The organism is Flavobacterium proteolyticum, assembly GCF_015223105.1.
Lineage (GTDB): Bacteria > Bacteroidota > Bacteroidia > Flavobacteriales > Flavobacteriaceae > Flavobacterium > Flavobacterium proteolyticum.
The window spans coordinates 363,262-379,664 of record NZ_JADFTZ010000001.1 but is presented as its reverse complement, the minus strand read 5'-3'; the positions used below and the strand labels follow the sequence as shown (position 1 = coordinate 379,664).

Annotated in this window: 16 protein-coding genes; 8 read left to right on the top strand and 8 right to left on the bottom strand. The window is 31.5% G+C overall.

The window, feature by feature from the left end:
• Positions 1 to 5: 5 nt before the first annotated feature.
• Together IM755_RS01635 and IM755_RS01630 are read left to right on the top strand one after the other, a co-directional pair.
• Positions 6 to 995, top strand: coding sequence for a PorP/SprF family type IX secretion system membrane protein (locus tag IM755_RS01635; RefSeq protein ID WP_194093320.1), 990 nt, complete (start codon positions 6 to 8; stop codon positions 993 to 995).
• 63 nt (positions 996 to 1,058) lie between these two features.
• A complete protein-coding gene (locus IM755_RS01630) occupies positions 1,059 to 1,571 on the top strand; it encodes a gamma carbonic anhydrase family protein (protein WP_194093319.1) in 513 nt (170 codons plus the stop codon).
• A 1-nt stretch (position 1,572) separates the two neighbouring features.
• On the opposite strand, the gene murI is transcribed toward IM755_RS01630, so the two are convergent.
• The 8 genes from murI to IM755_RS01590 all read right to left on the bottom strand — a co-directional run bounded on the left by murI (position 1,573) and on the right by IM755_RS01590 (position 9,885).
• Positions 1,573 to 2,352: a glutamate racemase gene (murI, locus tag IM755_RS01625; protein ID WP_194093318.1), complete on the bottom strand. Its 780-nt coding sequence runs from the start codon at positions 2,350 to 2,352 to the stop codon at positions 1,573 to 1,575.
• A 73-nt stretch (positions 2,353 to 2,425) separates the two neighbouring features.
• Positions 2,426 to 2,929 (bottom strand): OmpH family outer membrane protein, encoded by a 504-nt coding sequence (locus IM755_RS01620; RefSeq protein WP_194093317.1) that lies wholly within the window; start codon positions 2,927 to 2,929, stop codon positions 2,426 to 2,428.
• Positions 2,930 to 2,953: 24 nt separating this feature from the next.
• Positions 2,954 to 3,982, bottom strand: a complete 1,029-nt coding sequence (locus IM755_RS01615; RefSeq protein WP_194093316.1) for an OmpH family outer membrane protein — start codon at positions 3,980 to 3,982, stop codon at positions 2,954 to 2,956.
• Between the two features lie 102 nt (positions 3,983 to 4,084).
• Positions 4,085 to 6,850, bottom strand: coding sequence for an outer membrane protein assembly factor BamA (gene bamA, locus IM755_RS01610; protein WP_194093315.1), 2,766 nt, complete (start codon positions 6,848 to 6,850; stop codon positions 4,085 to 4,087).
• Positions 6,768 to 7,523, bottom strand: a complete 756-nt coding sequence (locus tag IM755_RS01605) for an isoprenyl transferase (RefSeq protein WP_194093314.1) — start codon at positions 7,521 to 7,523, stop codon at positions 6,768 to 6,770. The genes bamA and IM755_RS01605 overlap by 83 nt, the downstream gene beginning before the upstream one ends.
• Positions 7,524 to 7,525: 2 nt before the next feature.
• Entirely contained in the window at positions 7,526 to 8,209 is a 684-nt protein-coding gene (gene porG, locus IM755_RS01600; protein ID WP_194093313.1) for a type IX secretion system protein PorG, read from the bottom strand.
• A gap of 120 nt (positions 8,210 to 8,329) precedes the next feature.
• Positions 8,330 to 9,214, bottom strand: coding sequence for an NAD kinase (locus IM755_RS01595; protein ID WP_194093312.1), 885 nt, complete (start codon positions 9,212 to 9,214; stop codon positions 8,330 to 8,332).
• 11 nt (positions 9,215 to 9,225) lie between these two features.
• Positions 9,226 to 9,885 carry a CBS domain-containing protein gene (locus IM755_RS01590; protein ID WP_194093311.1) on the bottom strand — a complete coding sequence of 220 codons (660 nt, stop codon included), beginning with the start codon at positions 9,883 to 9,885 and terminating at the stop codon, positions 9,226 to 9,228.
• A 93-nt stretch (positions 9,886 to 9,978) separates the two neighbouring features.
• On the opposite strand from IM755_RS01590, the gene IM755_RS01585 reads away from it, so the two are divergent.
• The 6 genes from IM755_RS01585 (at position 9,979) to tig (ending at position 16,323) form a co-directional block, all read left to right on the top strand.
• A complete protein-coding gene (locus IM755_RS01585; protein WP_194093310.1) occupies positions 9,979 to 10,692 on the top strand; it encodes a pyridoxine 5'-phosphate synthase in 714 nt (237 codons plus the stop codon).
• Positions 10,693 to 10,696: 4 nt separating this feature from the next.
• A complete protein-coding gene (locus tag IM755_RS01580; protein WP_194094436.1) occupies positions 10,697 to 11,458 on the top strand; it encodes an alpha/beta fold hydrolase in 762 nt (253 codons plus the stop codon).
• Between the two features lie 120 nt (positions 11,459 to 11,578).
• On the top strand, positions 11,579 to 12,826 hold the full coding sequence (locus IM755_RS01575) for an OmpP1/FadL family transporter (protein WP_194093309.1): 1,248 nt from the start codon (positions 11,579 to 11,581) through the stop codon (positions 12,824 to 12,826).
• Between the two features lie 17 nt (positions 12,827 to 12,843).
• Positions 12,844 to 14,475 (top strand): SGNH/GDSL hydrolase family protein, encoded by a 1,632-nt coding sequence (locus IM755_RS01570; protein WP_194093308.1) that lies wholly within the window; start codon positions 12,844 to 12,846, stop codon positions 14,473 to 14,475.
• A 76-nt stretch (positions 14,476 to 14,551) separates the two neighbouring features.
• Positions 14,552 to 14,896 (top strand): phage holin family protein, encoded by a 345-nt coding sequence (locus IM755_RS01565; RefSeq protein ID WP_026724317.1) that lies wholly within the window; start codon positions 14,552 to 14,554, stop codon positions 14,894 to 14,896.
• A gap of 101 nt (positions 14,897 to 14,997) precedes the next feature.
• Positions 14,998 to 16,323, top strand: coding sequence for a trigger factor (gene tig, locus IM755_RS01560; RefSeq protein ID WP_194093307.1), 1,326 nt, complete (start codon positions 14,998 to 15,000; stop codon positions 16,321 to 16,323).
• Positions 16,324 to 16,403 lie beyond the last annotated feature (80 nt).

Genomic DNA, 16,403 nt, shown 5'->3' with positions numbered 1-16,403 from the left:
CTACAATGAATTTTAAAAAGAGTTATTTTATTTTAGCATTTTTATTGGCACAATTTTCTTTCGCACAAGAGGGAATAGCTGTTTATTCTGATTATTTATCGGATAATTATTATTTAATTCACCCATCAATGGCAGGTGCTGCCAATTGTGGTAAAATTAGATTAACTGGTCGTCAACAATGGTTTGGACAAAGCGAAGCGCCATCATTACAAACAGTTAGTTTTAATACAGCTGTAGATGAAGATGGTAAATCTGGAGTTGGTATGATTCTGTTTAATGATCGAAATGGTTATCATTCTCAAAAAGGTGCTAAATTAACATATGCTCACCATTTAAGATTTTCTAGAGGTACAGTAGATTTAAATCAGTTGTCTTTTGGTTTAAGTACTGCTTTCGTTCAAAGTACTTTAGATGGTTCTACATTTACGGGTAATGACCCTGTTATTGTAAATGGTGTTATCCAAAAAGATGCTTATTTTAATATTGATTTAGGTGTTTCATATCACTACATGGACTTTTTTACTCATGTTACAATGAAAAACTTTTTAGCAAGCCAAAGAAGAGAGTTGTATTCTGAAGGGTTTGAATCTGACAATTTGAGTAAATTATTATGGAGTGTAGGTGCTGTTTTTGGTAACGAGGATAGATTACTTTTCGAACCCTCTTTTATGTATCAACGTATTTCTGAAACTAAAGAGTCTTCAATTGACTTAAATCTTAAAGTTTATAAAGCTGTTGATTTTGGTAAATTATGGGCTGCAGTTTCTTACAGAAGAAGTTTTGATAGCGCTCAGTATGAAGGCGGTAAGCAAAATTTACAATGGGTTTCACCAATTTTAGGTGTTAATTATAAAAACTTTATGTTTTCATATACTTACAGTCATGTTATGGGTGATATCAAGTTTGATAATGGAGGATTTCATCAAATTACTTTAGGTATGAATGTTTTCTGTAAAGACAAGCAATGGGATTGTAATTGTCCTGCTGTTAATTAATAAAATAAATTTCAAGTATATTTGTCCCGATTTATCGGGACATTTTTTTTAAAATAATTAATTATGTTGATCAAAGAAGTTAATGGGAAATTTCCACAAATCCCAGATGATTGCTATGTAGCTGAAAATGCAACTATTGTTGGTGAAGTTTCTTTTGGTTCCAATTGTAGTGTTTGGTTTAATGCGGTAATAAGAGGTGATGTTAATTCGATAACTATTGGGAATAAGGTAAATATTCAAGATGGAGCAGTAGTTCATTGCACGTACCAAAAGCATCCAACTGTCATTGGGAATAATGTATCTATTGGGCACAATGCTATCGTACATGGTTGTACAATAAAAGATAATGTTTTAATTGGTATGGGAGCTATTGTGATGGATAACTGCGTAATTGAGAGTAATTCAATTGTGGCAGCTGGTTCTGTTATTACGCAAAATACTGTCGTTGAATCGGGTTGTATTTATGCGGGAGTTCCTGCAAAAAAAGTAAAAGATATTGATCAAAGTGATTTTGCAGGTGAAATTGAACGTATTTCAAATAATTATGTGATGTATTCGGGTTGGTTTAAAGAATAGATTAAAAATTCTTAAAAATTACATTTTCATTATTTCCTAATATGTTTTTTAAAACTTCAGGCTCGCTATTCGTATAGAATATTTGCGAGCTTTTTCTATTCGAAAGATTTAATAAATTATTCTGTTCTAATATTTTCTGTGTCTGTTTGGCAACTGCTTCACCAGAATCAATTATTTTAATTTGTGGTGGAATGATTTTTTTAATCTGTGGAATTAAATAAGGATAATGACTACAACCTAGTACCAAATAGTCAATATTTTTTTCTACCATGGGATTTAAATAGCTCTTTAACAATTCTTCCATTTCTGCTGAATCCATATCCCCATTTTCTATCAATTGTACCAATCCGTGTCCTATTTGTTCGATTATTTTAACATCGGGATGGTTTGCTACATTCTTGTGAAATAATTCGCTATTAAGCGTTCCTTTTGTAGCTAATATGCCAATTGTTTGTGTTTTTGATTGAAGTGCTGCTGGTTTAATAGCAGGCTCAATCCCGATGAAAGGAACATCATATTTAGCTCTAAGTTCTTTAATTGCATTTGTAGTGGCAGTATTACAGGCTACTACGATGATTTTACAATTGTTTTCTAACAAGAATTCTGTATTCTTAAAGCTAAGTGCAATAATTTCGTCTTTCGATTTTAATCCATAGGGAGCATTCTTGCTATCGGCAAGGTAAATTGTATTTTCATTCGGCATTAAGGCGTGAACTTCCTTCCATATTGAAGTACCGCCAATACCTGAATCAAACAAGCCTATTGGATTTTCGTTTATCATAACAACAAAAATAAAAAAAACTGCTTAATCTAAACTAAGATTAAGCAGTTTTTAAAATTTTGGTTTGAATTAATTAGAAACCTAATGATTTTTTAACATCAGCTAATAAATCTGTACCGTCAGCAACTAAAACGCCACTTCCTGTAGTTGAGTCTAATACATAGTTAAACCCTTTTTCTTTTGCTACTTTTTTGATGGCAGCTTGAGCTTTTTCCATGATTGGTTTAATTAAGTCCATTTCTTTTTGACCTAATTCTTTTTGAGCTGTTTGTTGGAATTGTTGAATACGAGCACCCATGTCTTGCATTTCTTTAGAACGAGTTTCGTTTAAAGCATCACCTGCAGTTGGAGCTTCTTGCTCATATTTTTGTAATTTTGTTTGGTATTCAGCTACCATGTTTTTGTAATCTTTGTCATAAGTATCCTGAATTTTCTTCATTTGATCTTGTGCTGTTTTCATTTCAGGCATAGAAGTCATTAATGCTTGTACGTCTATATGAGCAACTTTTGTTTGAGCTGAAACTTGTGTTCCAATAAAAAGTACGATTGCAATTGCTAAAGTTTTTAATTGTTTCATTTTTAATTTTAAAATTTAAGTTATTTAATTTTTGTTCTCTGTTTCTGTTTTCTGTTCTTTCGCTTTTTTAGCAGCTTCTTTATCCTCTGCAATTTTTTTCTTTTTTTCTTCTAAGGCCTTTTTTCTTTCTTCTATTTTTTTATTTTTATCGTCGATAAGTTTTTGACGAGCCTCTTCAGGAGTAAGTTTTTTGGTTTCTTCTTTTACAATGTCTTTTTCTTCACTAGGACTTTCTTCTTTTTTATCCTCAACTTTTTCGTCTTTATCACCTTCAGAAGATTTATTTTCAATTACTGTGCCATTTTTTTTAGCATTTCGCTCTTCAAGTAATTTTTTTCTTTTTTCAGCTGCATCAGCTTTCTTTTGTTCGTTAGCTAATTTGCGCTCTTCTATTAATTTTTCTCTAGCAGCCTTTTTTTCATCTAAAATCCTTTTTCTTTCTGTAAATGCAGGATTTTCTTCAACAGCTTCGTCTAATGCCTCTTTTGCTTCTAATGCTTTTAGTTGTTTTTTAGACATTTCTTCTCTTTTTTGAGAAGCAGTTAACTTTTTTACAACATAATCACTTATGTCATATTTCTGAGCGGCAAATAACATTGTTAAATCAGACGATTTGTCAAAAACAAAATCATATTTTCGTTGTTCAGCAACATCTTGAACTATGGTGAAAATTTGGTCTTGGATAGGTTTAACTAAAACAGATTTTTGAATTATCAAATCTCCTTTTGGTCCAAAACGTTTTTCTTGATATTCTAAAAGTTCTTTTTCTAAATAAGCAATTTCTTCTTCTCTTTCCTCAATTAATTCTTTAGTTAAAAGTACTCTTTCTGTTTTTAAATTTTCTTTTAACTTATTGATTTCGGTTTTTTTAACTTCAATTTCTTGTTTCCATTTTTGAGCTTTTTGCTCTAATTGATTAATAGCATCAGCATAATCAGGTACTTTCTCTAGAATATATTCCATGTCTATGTAGCCGATTTTCACCCCACGAGCTGTTTGTGCTTTAGAAGAAAAAGTGCTTAGTGCAACAAGTATAAATAATATTTTTTTCATTTCAACTTAATTTTGGTTGGTAGCTGACCTAATTTAATAATTGCTAAACGCAATAAATAATAAAATATTTTTACGAATTTAACAAAAAAGTACTAACAAACCTTAAAATTGTTGTCCAATAATAAAGTGTGTTTGCCAACCACTTTTAACTGTTTGCCCTGGAATTGGATCAAAACCATGTGCAAAATCAATTCCTAACAATCCAAATGCTGGCATAAATACACGTAAACCAACTCCAGCAGAACGCTGTAAATTAAAAGGGTTGTAGCTTTTAAAATCGTTATATGACGAACCAGCCTCAAGAAATGACAATGCATAAATAGAAGCGGATTGATTTAGTGTAATTGGATATCTTAATTCTAATGAAAATTTGTTATAAACTGTAGCACCAACTTGTTGCCCTTTTTGAGGGCCTTCTTCAAGAATAGGTGATAATGAATTGTTCGGATAACCTCTTAACTGAATAACTTCTCTTCCGTCAAGTGAGAAATTGGCTAATCCATCTCCTCCTAAATAGAATCTCTCAAATGGAACAACTCCTCTTTCACTATTATATGCTCCCATATATCCAAACTCTCCTAAAGTTCTTAAAACAAGCTTATCCCAAATTCTAGTGTACCAATCTCCTTTGAATTTAATTTTATAATATTCTAACCAATTAAACCTTTTTTGGTCTACTTTTCCTTGGTCTACTGCGGCATCACTCGGGTCTTCAACATAATAAACAGATACAATATTGCCATTAGCATCATAATTAGCTCCTATGTAATCACCTTCTCTTGGTATGATTCCTTGGTCTGTCGGGACGTAAGTGTAACCAAGAGTGTTTGAGTATTTTAATTTATATTCAGCTTTGTTTTTTAAATCTCCGTAGTCAACTCCGTTAATTAAGGAATATGGAGGTGTAAATTTAGCCATCACACTAAATTCAGAACCTGATGTTGGAAATATTGGATTTACTCCTTTACTATTTCTAGTTAATCCTATAGTGTAGGTTAAGTTTCTTGATGAACCATTTCCAAATGTAAACAAGCCTGTTTTGTAATTATTTAAATCATAATACTGAAAAGAAATAGATTGTGACAAAACAAAGTAATCATCAGGCACAGTTAATCTTTTCGCAATACCTGTTGATAGCGAAATAATATTGAAACTTTGATCTTTTGTAACTGCTCTTGTTTGATAGTTGTATAAAAATTGTTTACTATATGAAAAAGAGGTTGAAAAACTCACCGGTTTTTTTCCTCCAAACCATGGCTCTGAGAAAGATAAACTATAAGTTCTAAAATAAGAACTCCCTTGTAAGCGTAAAGACATTTTTTGTCCGTCTCCCATTGGTAATGGTTTGTAGGCTTCTTTATTGAAGATATTTCTTGCTGAAAAATTGTTAAATGATAGACCTAATGTACCAATGAATCCACCACCGCCATAACCACCTTGAAGTTCAACCTGACTAGATCCTTTTTCAACTACATTGTATTCAATATCAACTGTTCCCGCTTGAGGATCTACATTTTTAAAATCGGGTTTAATTGCTTCTGGGTCAAAGAAGCCTAATTGTCCAATTTCTCTTATAGAACGAATTAAATCATCTTTACTATATTTTTGTCCAGGTTTTGTTCTTAATTCTCTGTAGATTACATGGTCATTTGTTCTGTCATTTCCTACAACTGTAATTTTATTAAAATACGCTATTGGACCTTCTGTAATTCTAATCTCGAAATCAATAGTGTCATTAACAGTTCTGATTTCTACAGGATTTATATTTGAAAACAAATATCCATTGTTTTGGTATAAATTAGTTAAATCTTCACCATCGGGTTTGCTTTTGTCTGCAATTCGTTCTTCTAGGAGTGTACCATTATAAACATCCCCCTTTTTAATCCCAAGATATGAATTTAAAAAATTATCAGTATAAACGGTATTACCTAAATAACGAATATCTCCAAAGTAGTATTTTCTACCTTCTTCAATTTTGACTTTTATAGCAATGGTGTTCTTCTTTTTGTCGTAACCAACGGAATCTGAAACAATTCTTGCATCACGATAACCGTTTTCTTTGTATTTGTTTACAACTGTATTTAAATCCTCTTTGTATTTTTCTTTAATAAATTTAGAAGCTTTAAATATTCGAATTGGATTTTTAACCTTTGTATTTTTTAAAGCTTTTTTTAGTTTTGAGTCTGTAATTTTAGTATTTCCTTCAAAATCAATTCTACTTACTTTAACCTTGCTTCCTTTGTCAATGTTAACCACCATTTTAACTTCATTTCCAGTACTGTCTGGAATTGTGTTAATAGCAACTTTTGCGTTATAAAAACCGTCTTTTTTGTATTTGTTTTCAATATAGTTTTTGGTAGTAGTTAGTAAATTTTCGTTTACTATTTTCCCTTTCTTTAAATCCGTTTCTTTGATTATCTCTTCAGACTTTCCTTTTTTTACTCCCTTGATTTTAACATCAGATATTTTTGGTAATTCATTGATATTTAATTCAAGGTAAATACTATCGCCTTTAATTTCATTAACATAGAAATTTACATCAGAAAATAAACCTAATTTCCAAAGTTTTTTAATAGCGATACTTATGTCTTCTCCAGGAACAATTATTGATTGTCCTTTTTCTAATCCAGTAAAGGTTGTGACAGTTTGTTCGTTATAGGAAATTTTTCCTGTAACAGATACCTTAGCTAATATGTATTCTTTTCCGTTTTCAAGTTTAGTGTCTTGAGAAAAAATGGATGAGCTGTTTAGTAATATAAAAATTGAAAGTAGTTGTAATCCTTTTTTAAACATTTTTTTCGGGTATAATTTGTTCGCTAGTTTTTCCAAAGCGGCGTTCTCTTTTTTGATAACTAATAATTGCTTCATATAAATGATTTTCTGAAAAATCAGGCCAAAGGACTTCTGTGAAATAAAATTCTGCATAGGCTATTTGCCACAGCAGGAAATTACTTATACGATGTTCGCCACTTGTTCTGATTACCAAATCTACATCAGGTAAATTGTGTGTGTAAAGATGCTGATTAATAATTGATTCGTCAATAGCCTCTTCAGAAATTATATTATTTTTAACTTTGTTTGAAATTTTTTTAACAGCTTGAATAAGTTCTTCTCTGGCTCCATAACTAAGGGCTAAAGTTAATGTCATCCTAGTGTTTTCAGAAGTTTTGTCTATTACTTCTTGTAATTCTTTTTGTACGCTAGAAGGTAAATTTGTTAAATTTCCTATAGCATTTAATTTAATATTATTGGCTTGTAATGTTTTAATTTCCTTTTTTAAAGAAGAGATTAATAGTTTCATTAAGGTCTCTACTTCTAATTTTGGACGATTCCAATTTTCAGTTGAAAACGCATAAAGAGTAAGGTTTTTTATCCCAAGTTTGGCACAAGTTTCAACAGTGGTTTTAACCGACTTGGTTCCGCTTTCATGACCCAATGCTCGGATTAATCCCTTTTGTTTAGCCCATCTTCCATTTCCATCCATAATTATGGCTAAATGTTGTGGTAGAGTTGCTGTATTTATTTGTTGAACTAGCTCCATCTTTATTCTGTGCAAAAACAAGGGTTTTTGCCAAATGTATAAGTTAATGTTAAACCGGTAAATACATACCAATCATTACTATTTAAATTCCCAAAACGCAACGTTTCAAAATTGTCGTTTTTAGGATTGCTTCCGTCTAAATTGTCGGTAAATGTATATCGAAATCCAACTTCTGCTCCAATTATAAAATTTTGAAAAAATCGACCTTTTAATCCTATTACCATTGGTATAGCGAAAGCACTACTTTGATAATCTATATGACTAGTATTTCCTAAAATGTAAATTTCATCATAAATAAAATAACTTACACCACTGTAAACATAAGGGGAAACCTTTGTTTTAGAATTATGTAAATCAAAATCCATAAAATTAAATTCTAATCCAGCTGAAAATTCTTTTACGCTATTTTCAAATGAATATCCTCTTAGGTTTCTACTTGGAACATCGCTGTCTATATCTTTCGATTTCAAACTCCCTTGGGTATATGAAAAACGATAAGCATGACGAGGACTTCTATTCCATTTATATAGAATTCCAATTGCAGGTTCATTTGGCGCGATATAAGTCGTTGGACCAACATCACCAATATAATTAACACCACCAACAAATACACCTAATTCGTTTATTTGAGCATGTGTGCTAAACCCGCAGAAAATCAGCGATATATAGATTAAAAAGTACTTCATTTTTTAAAATAGTTTGCAAATATAACAATATTGACTTCTTATCCCTATTTTATGGGATTTTTTTGTTGCTAATTAATACGCTAAAAACGTTAAAAAATGAAAAATGATATAAATTGAGTGTTAATTTCTTTTGTCTTCTCCCCAAAGTAATTTTTTTCGAATCGTATTTAGGAATGATTCTTCTTTAAATTCAATAATTGAAATGGTAAAAGGCGATTTTTTTATTCGAACAATCGTGTCTTTTGAAACCGCTGAAATTCTTGAATCTAATGAAATTAAGAATTGTTCTTCTCGACCCGAAATTCGAAGCTCAATTTCCATATCATCAGTAATTACTAATGGTCTGGCATTTAAATTGTGAGGTGCCATTGGAGTTATAACTAAGCTTTCTACATTTGGGGTAAGAACAGGTCCTCCGCAACTTAGTGAATATCCAGTTGAACCAGTTGGAGTTGAAACAATCAAACCATCTGCCCAATATGAAGTAAGATATTCTCCATTTAAATACGTAATAATGGTAATCATCGAAGTGGTATCTTTTCTTGCAACCGTAACTTCGTTTAGAGCAAAATCTAATTCCTTAAAATTGTCGTATTCTGGAGTGGTTTCTATACTTAGTAAACTTCTTTTTGAAATGGCATAATCGTTGTCTAATAGTTTTTGTAAAAGAGGTTCAATATTATCAAATTGAATCGTTGCTAAGAAACCTAATCTTCCGGCATTAATTCCTATAATGGGAATGTTTTTATCTCTAACAAAAGTGGCTGCTTTTAGAATAGTTCCGTCTCCACCTATACTTATTAAAGCTTTGTAATCGGTATTCAAAGTAGTGTAGTTGGAATACGTTTCGTAGTCTTTTGAAACAATATTTTTTTCTTTTAAAGTAGCTAAAAAATGTGCTTCAAAAGCAATTTTAATTTTTTTTGATTCTAAAAAAGCTACTACTTTTTGTACTGTTTCTGCCGTGCTATTTTGATAGTATTGACCAAATAATGCTATTTTCATTACGATCTATTTTAAATATTTAAGTATTTGTCTAAGTAATCTGAACGTTCTTTTAAGCTATTTAAATACGAATCTTCCTGATGTTCTGAAATAATCTCATATTCATAACGTCTGAAAGTTTGAATTATATCGTTCAAGCCGCTTTGACTAATTTTTACAGTAATTTCTACTTTATTTCCTACAACATTTGAAATAAATAATCCTAAAATCTTAGCATTATTACTTTCTACTATTTGGGCAACTTGACTCATAGAAAATTTATCTGATTCTTTTTCTACGACTATAATTCCACCTTCTTCTTTTAAGAATGGCGTTTCGTGAAAAAAACGAATTACATCTTCAAGTTCGTAATATCCTAAATAAGTATTTTTTTCATCTAAAACCGGAATTAAATTGCTTTCGTTTTTAGCAAAAATTTCTAAAACATCTAACCAAATCATTGTTGTTCTAACAAAAAAACGTTCAAAATGAAAACGAGTTTCGTTTACAAGCGCATCACTATTCAAAAGTTCGACATTTTCTTTACTAACGCATCCTATATATATTCCATCTTCGGTAACTGGAAAATGTGTGTAAGGAAAATCCAAAAACAAATCCTGTGCTTCCGCTATAGAATCGGTGTGTTTTAGCGGTTTTATTTCGTTATTGATGTAGCTTGTTAAATTATTCATTGTGGATATGATGAAAATATATCGCAAAATAATCAAAAAATACCACATGCTAGCTAACTTATACTTTGTATTTTTGTATAAATTAAAATTATTATGACAAAGTTATCCGTAAATATCAACAAAATAGCCACGCTTCGTAATTCAAGAGGAGGAAATGTGCCTGATTTATTGAAAGTTGCAAAAGATATTCAGCAATTTGGTGCTGATGGAATCACTATTCATCCAAGACCAGATGAAAGACACATTCGTTATCAAGACGCTCGCGATTTAAAATCGGTAGTCTACACCGAATATAATATTGAGGGAAATCCACAACATAATTTTATCGATTTGGTTTTAGAATGCAAACCTACTCAAGTTACGTTGGTGCCTGATGCTATTGGAGCTTTAACCTCTAATGCGGGTTGGGATACAATAAAACATCAATCGTATTTAATAGAAGTAATTCAAGAGTTTCAAAGAAACGGAATCCGAACTTCTATTTTTGTAGATGCCGATGAAAAAATGATTGAAGGCGCAAAAGCAACAGGAACAGAAAGAATTGAATTGTATACGGAATCTTTTGCTCACGAATATGGTTTGGGAAATAAAAACGGAATCGAGCCTTATTTAAAAGCAGCTATAAAAGCGAATGAATTAGGATTAGGCATAAATGCAGGTCATGATTTAAGTTTGGAAAATATCAAATTTTTTAAAGATAACATTCCTGGATTGCTTGAAGTTTCAATTGGTCATGCTTTAATTTCCGAATCTTTATATTTAGGTTTAGAAAATGTAGTGAATATGTATCTTCAAAAATTGAAATAAAATGTTGTTACATTCAAGAATAGAAGGCGAAGGAAAGCCATTAGTAATTATTCATGGTTTTCTTGGAATGTCAGACAATTGGAAAACACTAGGAACTCAATTTGCAAATGAAGGTTTTCAAGTACATGCTTTAGATTTAAGAAATCACGGTAAAAGTTTTCATTCTGAAGATTTTTCATATGATATTATGGTAGAAGATGTAAAACAATATTGTGATTATTATCAACTATCAGATATCAGTATTATAGGACATTCTATGGGTGGAAAAGTTGCTATGCTTTTAGCAACAACATATCCTGAATTAGTTTCTAAATTAATAGTAGCGGATATTTGTCCAAAATATTATGCGCCACATCATCAAACCATTTTAGCAGCTTTGAATGCGGTTGATTTTTCAAAACAACCGAGTAGAGGAGAAGTTGAAGAAATAGTTTCGGGTTACATTAAAGACTTTGGAACAAGACAGTTTTTACTTAAGAATTTGTATTGGGCTACTCCAGAACAATTGGCTTTTCGCTTCAATCTAAAAGTTTTCAATGAAAAAATTGAAACCATAGGGACTGCTTTACCATTTGAGAATATTTTTGATAAAGAGACTTTGTTTTTAAGAGGGGATAAATCGGATTATATTTTGGATAGTGATTTTGAAACCATTTATCACCATTTTCCAGAAGCAAAAATTGAAACCATAAAGAATGCAGGACATTGGTTACACGCAGAAAATCCAAAAGATTTTTATTCCTTCGTAATAGATTTTATTAAATAAAACGACCAAAAAATTATGCATGCATAATTTTTTAGTTAAAAAAATTGTAAAATTCATATTTTGTTATAATTTTGAGGTATAGATTTTACAAACAAAGAAAAACTAACACATTTTTACATTATGAGAAAATTACTTTCTTTAACATTATTGGCTTTGGCTGGCTCTACTGCTTTTGCAGGTGGATATAGAGTTAGTATCCAAGGTCAAAAACAATTAGCTATGGGACATACAGGTGTTGCTGTGGTAAATAGTGCTGAGGTTGCCTTTTTCAATCCTGCGGGTATGGCTTATTTGGATAAAAAATTCAATTTATCAGTTGGTGGTAACGGATTATTTGCGAACACAAAATTTCAAAATTCGCAATACAATTGGGAGGCTAGTACAAACAATGTTGGAACTCCATTTAGTATTTATGCTACTTATAAATTAAACGACTGGTTTACAGCTGGTTTGGCTGTTTACACTCCTTATGGTAGTTCAGTTGAATGGGATAAAGATTGGCAAGGAGCGCATTTAGTTAATAGTATTGAGTTAGCTGCTATTTTTGTTCAACCTTCAATTTCTGTTAGAGTTGGAGAACATTTTAGTGTTGGTGGAGGATTTATTTACGCTTCAGGTTCGGTGAATTTCAACAGAAATTTATCAACAAATCCTTTATTGTCAGACAATGGTCAGCCTGCTGATGTAACTTTAGATGCTAAAGGAATTTCTGCTTATGGTTATAATGTTGGATTTATGTTTAATCCTACAGATAAGTTAAGATTAGGAATGAATTATCGTTCTGAAATGATAATGGAAGCAAGAGATGGTGATGCTACGTTTAATGATGTTCCTGTATTTGCACAAGGAACTTTTAATAACACAACATTTAATGCAGATTTACCATTACCAGCAGAATTAACGGTTGGTTTGTCTTATAAATTTACAGATAAATTTTTAGTAGCATTCGATTATAACAGAACAAAGTGGAGTGCTTATGATGCTTTAGTTGTTGATTTCGCAAACAGTGTTCCAACATCTACTAACTTAAGAAATTACAAAGACGCAAGTACTTATAGAGTGGGTATGCAATATGTGGCTAATAGTAAATTTACTTTTAGAGCAGGTTGGTATTTCGACGAAAGCCCAGTTCAAGATGGTTATTTTGCTCCAGAAACACCAAGAAATGATTCTATGGGATACACAGGAGGTTTAACATATCAATTAAACAGTAAATTAGGTATTGATTTCTCATTCCTTTATTTACATTTTGATGAAATCGATAATTCTTATGATTACTATCAAGAAAATGGAAATACGCTTCCATTTGGTGGAACATATAAATCATCTGTTTTCTCACCAGGAATAGGAATTACTTACGGGTTCTAATTTTAAAAAATAATAATATGAAAAATAAATTTATATATTTAGCTGTTTTAGCTGCTGGATTTGCTTCGTGTGAACCAGAATTTGAAAATGCTGTTGATGCAAATTATACAGCAGGAGATGCAGATTTCACAACTTATGTTGCTATCGGTAACTCTTTAACTGCTGGTTACATGGACGGAACAGTTTCTAGAGTAGGTCAAACGTATTCTTATCCAAATTTATTAGCAAGACAATTTGCTTTAGTAGGTGGTGGAGAATTTACGCAACCTTCTTATGCAGACGATGTTAACAATTTAGGAGGGTTAATGTTAGGGGGCTTACCTATTTCAGATGTAAATGGTAGAAATTTGTTTAGAACTCGTTTAGTTATTGATGCATCTGAAGGAAGACCAGAAACTATAGCTGGGACTTCAACAATTGAAGTGTCTGCACAACAATTTACGGCTTATAATAATATGGGTGTTCCAGGGGCAAAATCATTTCATTTATTAGCATCAGGCTATGGGAATATTGCTGGCGTTGCTCTTGGTCAAGCAAATCCTTATTTTGTTAGACACGCTACTTCAGCTTCTGCGACAGTTTTAGGAGATGCAATGTCAAAGAATCCAACATTCTTCACGAATTGGATTGGTGCTAATGATGTATTGTCATATGCTACAAGTGGTGGTGCTTTGCCTGATAACCCATCAACTACAGTTGATGAAAGTTTATCACCTACACCAGCTGCTGACCATAACTCTACAGGAAATACAAATCCAGCGACTTATGGTTCAAACGATATAACTAATGCAGGAGTTTTTGCAAATGTTTATTCAACAATTATCACGACTTTAACATCTGGAGGAGCTAAAGGTGTGGTTTGTACAATTCCTAGTGTTACTTCAATTCCATATTTTACAACTGTACCATATGCACCGTTATCTCCAACTGCTTTAGGGGGAGCTACTAATATTGCAACATTAAATGCGCAATTATACGGACCTTTAGATAATATTTTTACTGCTTATGGTGAGCCAAATAGAGTAAATCCTCTTTCAGCAACTTCTGCTAATCCAATTTTAATTTACGATGCTGATGCAGCGGACCGATCAGCTCAAATTACAGGTGCTTTAACGCCAACTTTGGGAGCGCCAACAGCTGCTGCTTTTGGAGCTGTTTTTGGAAAAGCACGTCAAGCAACTGCTGCTGATTTAGTGGTTTTACCTGCCTCTTCAGTAATTGGAACTGTAAACACTTTAGCTCCTGCAGGTATAAATATTAATGGGGTTACATATCCTATGGCTAATAAATGGGTTTTAACTGATAATGAAAAAGCAAAAGTTGCTGCTGCTACTGCTTCTTTTAACTCAGCTATCACTTCAATTGCTGCGGCAAATGATATTGCTGTGGCTGATATGAATGCTGTTATGAACCAATTAGTAGGAGGATTAAGAATTGAAACTGGGCAGGTTTATACTGCTAATTACTTTAGTGGCTCTACAACAGAAGGTCAAGTTTTATTTTCTCTAGATGGAGTTCATCCTAATGCACGTGGATATGCAGTAATTGCTAATGAAATCATTAAAGTGATTAATAGTTATTACCATGCAAATTTACCATTACACCACCCATCTTATTTTCCTGGAATTAACATTGTAGGTTCAAATTAAATTTGAAAAAAAATAGTTGAAAAGGCATCATTATTGATGCCTTTTTTTGTAATTTTAAATTTCTTAATCAAATAAAATGAATTTATTAATTAAACTCCTTATTAGTACAATAGTAGTTTTTGTGCTGTCATATTTTTTACCAGGTGTTCATGTTACTGATTTAACTGGAGCTTTGTTAGTTGCAGTAGTTTTAGGTCTTTTAAATACATTTTTAAAACCTATTTTAGTATTACTTACTATTCCAGTAACTTTTTTTACACTTGGTTTATTCTTATTGGTAATCAATGCTATAATAATTTTAATCTGCGATTATTTTATTGTAGAGTTTCGAGTTGATGGATTTGTAGATGCACTTTTGTTTAGTGTCTTGTTGTCTATTATTCAGTCAATTTTAAATAAAATCTTTGTTAGTGAGGATTAATTTTTAGCGAATTGAATTTCAGTAAATTAAAAACTTGTTTGGGTTGCAAAAATTCTATAATTTTGCAACCCAAATTTTATGGTACTTAAACAAAAGAAATAATGAACATTACAAAAACGCAAGTTGATGATTTAAATGCTATTGTAACGGTAGCAATTACGAAAGAAGATTATTCAGATAAAGTAGAAAAAGTATTAGCTGACTATAGAAAAAACGCATCGGTTCCAGGTTTTAGAAAAGGTGGAGTTCCAATGAGTTTAATTCAAAAACAATATGGTAAAGCTGTGTTGTTAGATGAAGTAAACAAAATTTTACAATCGTCTTTAAATGATTATTTAGTAGCCGAGAAATTAGATATTTTGGGTAATCCACTTCCAAAAGTAACAGAAGATTTCAATTGGGATAATGATAACTTATCATTTGATTTCGAGTTAGGATTAGCGCCTCAGTTTTCAGTAGACTTAACAGCTAAAAATAATGTTATAAAATTCAACGTTATTGCTGATGATAAAATGTTGAATGAGCAAGTAGAAAGAATCCAAAAACAATACGGAAAATTAATTTCTCAATCTGAAGTAAAAGCAGACTTCGAAGTAAGAGGAACTTTTACAAATGAAGAAAAAGGAATCAACGCTCCAGCTAACTTTGGTTTAGATATTTTTGCTGATAAAAAAGTTGCAAAAGCATTCATTGGTAAAAAAGTAGGTGATGTTGTAACTATCGGAACTAAAGGTTTATTCGATGACGATCACAAATTAATGGATTACTTAAAAGTAAGTCATGATGATGTTCACGGTTTAGATATCAATGTTGATTTTACAATTGAGGAAATCAATTCAGTTGAAAAAGCAGAATTAAACCAAGAATTATTCGATAAATTATTCGGACCTGGTGTTATTTCTTCAGTTGAAGATTTAAAAGCGAAAATCAAAGAAGATGCTGAAGCACAATTTGCCCAACAAGCAGATCAAAAATTCTTAAACGATGTTACTGAATTTTTAATCGAAACTACAAAATTTGATTTACCAGCTGAATTCTTAAAAAGATGGATTCAAAATGTAGGTGAAACACCTTTAACCGCTGAACAAGCAGAAGAAGAATTCGCAAGATCTGAAAAAGGATTACGTTTCCAATTAATCGAAGGAAAAGTAATGGCTGAAAATAATTTACAAATCACTTTCGAAGATTTAAAAGCACACACTGCTGATTTAATCAAGAAACAAATGGCGCAATTTGGTCAATTAAATCCATCAGAAGATGAAATTAACGGAATTGTAGCTCGCGTAATGTCAAACCAAGACGAGGTAAAACGTTTATCAGAGCAAGTAATGAGCGAAAAAATGTTAGGTCTTTACAAAGAAAAAGTAAAAGCTAAAACGAAAGAAGTAAATTACGAGCAATTCATCAAAGAAATGTACGGAGAATAATATCTCGCAAAAAATAATTATCTTTGAGCGTCAGACTAGTTTTGGCGCTTTTTTATTGAAACCATTTTGTTTCATAAAAT

Bases quoted from the DNA above. Each gene is read 5' to 3' on its own strand.
- IM755_RS01635 (WP_194093320.1), top strand. From the start codon at position 6: ATGAATTTTAAAAAGAGTTATTTTATTTTAGCATTTTTATTGGCACAA.
- IM755_RS01630 (WP_194093319.1), top strand. From the start codon at position 1,059: ATGTTGATCAAAGAAGTTAATGGGAAATTTCCACAAATCCCAGATGAT.
- murI (WP_194093318.1), bottom strand. From the start codon at position 2,352: ATGATAAACGAAAATCCAATAGGCTTGTTTGATTCAGGTATTGGCGGT.
- IM755_RS01620 (WP_194093317.1), bottom strand. From the start codon at position 2,929: ATGAAACAATTAAAAACTTTAGCAATTGCAATCGTACTTTTTATTGGA.
- IM755_RS01615 (WP_194093316.1), bottom strand. From the start codon at position 3,982: ATGAAAAAAATATTATTTATACTTGTTGCACTAAGCACTTTTTCTTCT.
- bamA (WP_194093315.1), bottom strand. From the start codon at position 6,850: ATGAAGCAATTATTAGTTATCAAAAAAGAGAACGCCGCTTTGGAAAAA.
- IM755_RS01605 (WP_194093314.1), bottom strand. From the start codon at position 7,523: ATGGAGCTAGTTCAACAAATAAATACAGCAACTCTACCACAACATTTA.
- porG (WP_194093313.1), bottom strand. From the start codon at position 8,209: ATGAAGTACTTTTTAATCTATATATCGCTGATTTTCTGCGGGTTTAGC.
- IM755_RS01595 (WP_194093312.1), bottom strand. From the start codon at position 9,214: ATGAAAATAGCATTATTTGGTCAATACTATCAAAATAGCACGGCAGAA.
- IM755_RS01590 (WP_194093311.1), bottom strand. From the start codon at position 9,885: ATGAATAATTTAACAAGCTACATCAATAACGAAATAAAACCGCTAAAA.
- IM755_RS01585 (WP_194093310.1), top strand. From the start codon at position 9,979: ATGACAAAGTTATCCGTAAATATCAACAAAATAGCCACGCTTCGTAAT.
- IM755_RS01575 (WP_194093309.1), top strand. From the start codon at position 11,579: ATGAGAAAATTACTTTCTTTAACATTATTGGCTTTGGCTGGCTCTACT.
- IM755_RS01570 (WP_194093308.1), top strand. From the start codon at position 12,844: ATGAAAAATAAATTTATATATTTAGCTGTTTTAGCTGCTGGATTTGCT.
- IM755_RS01565 (WP_026724317.1), top strand. From the start codon at position 14,552: ATGAATTTATTAATTAAACTCCTTATTAGTACAATAGTAGTTTTTGTG.
- tig (WP_194093307.1), top strand. From the start codon at position 14,998: ATGAACATTACAAAAACGCAAGTTGATGATTTAAATGCTATTGTAACG.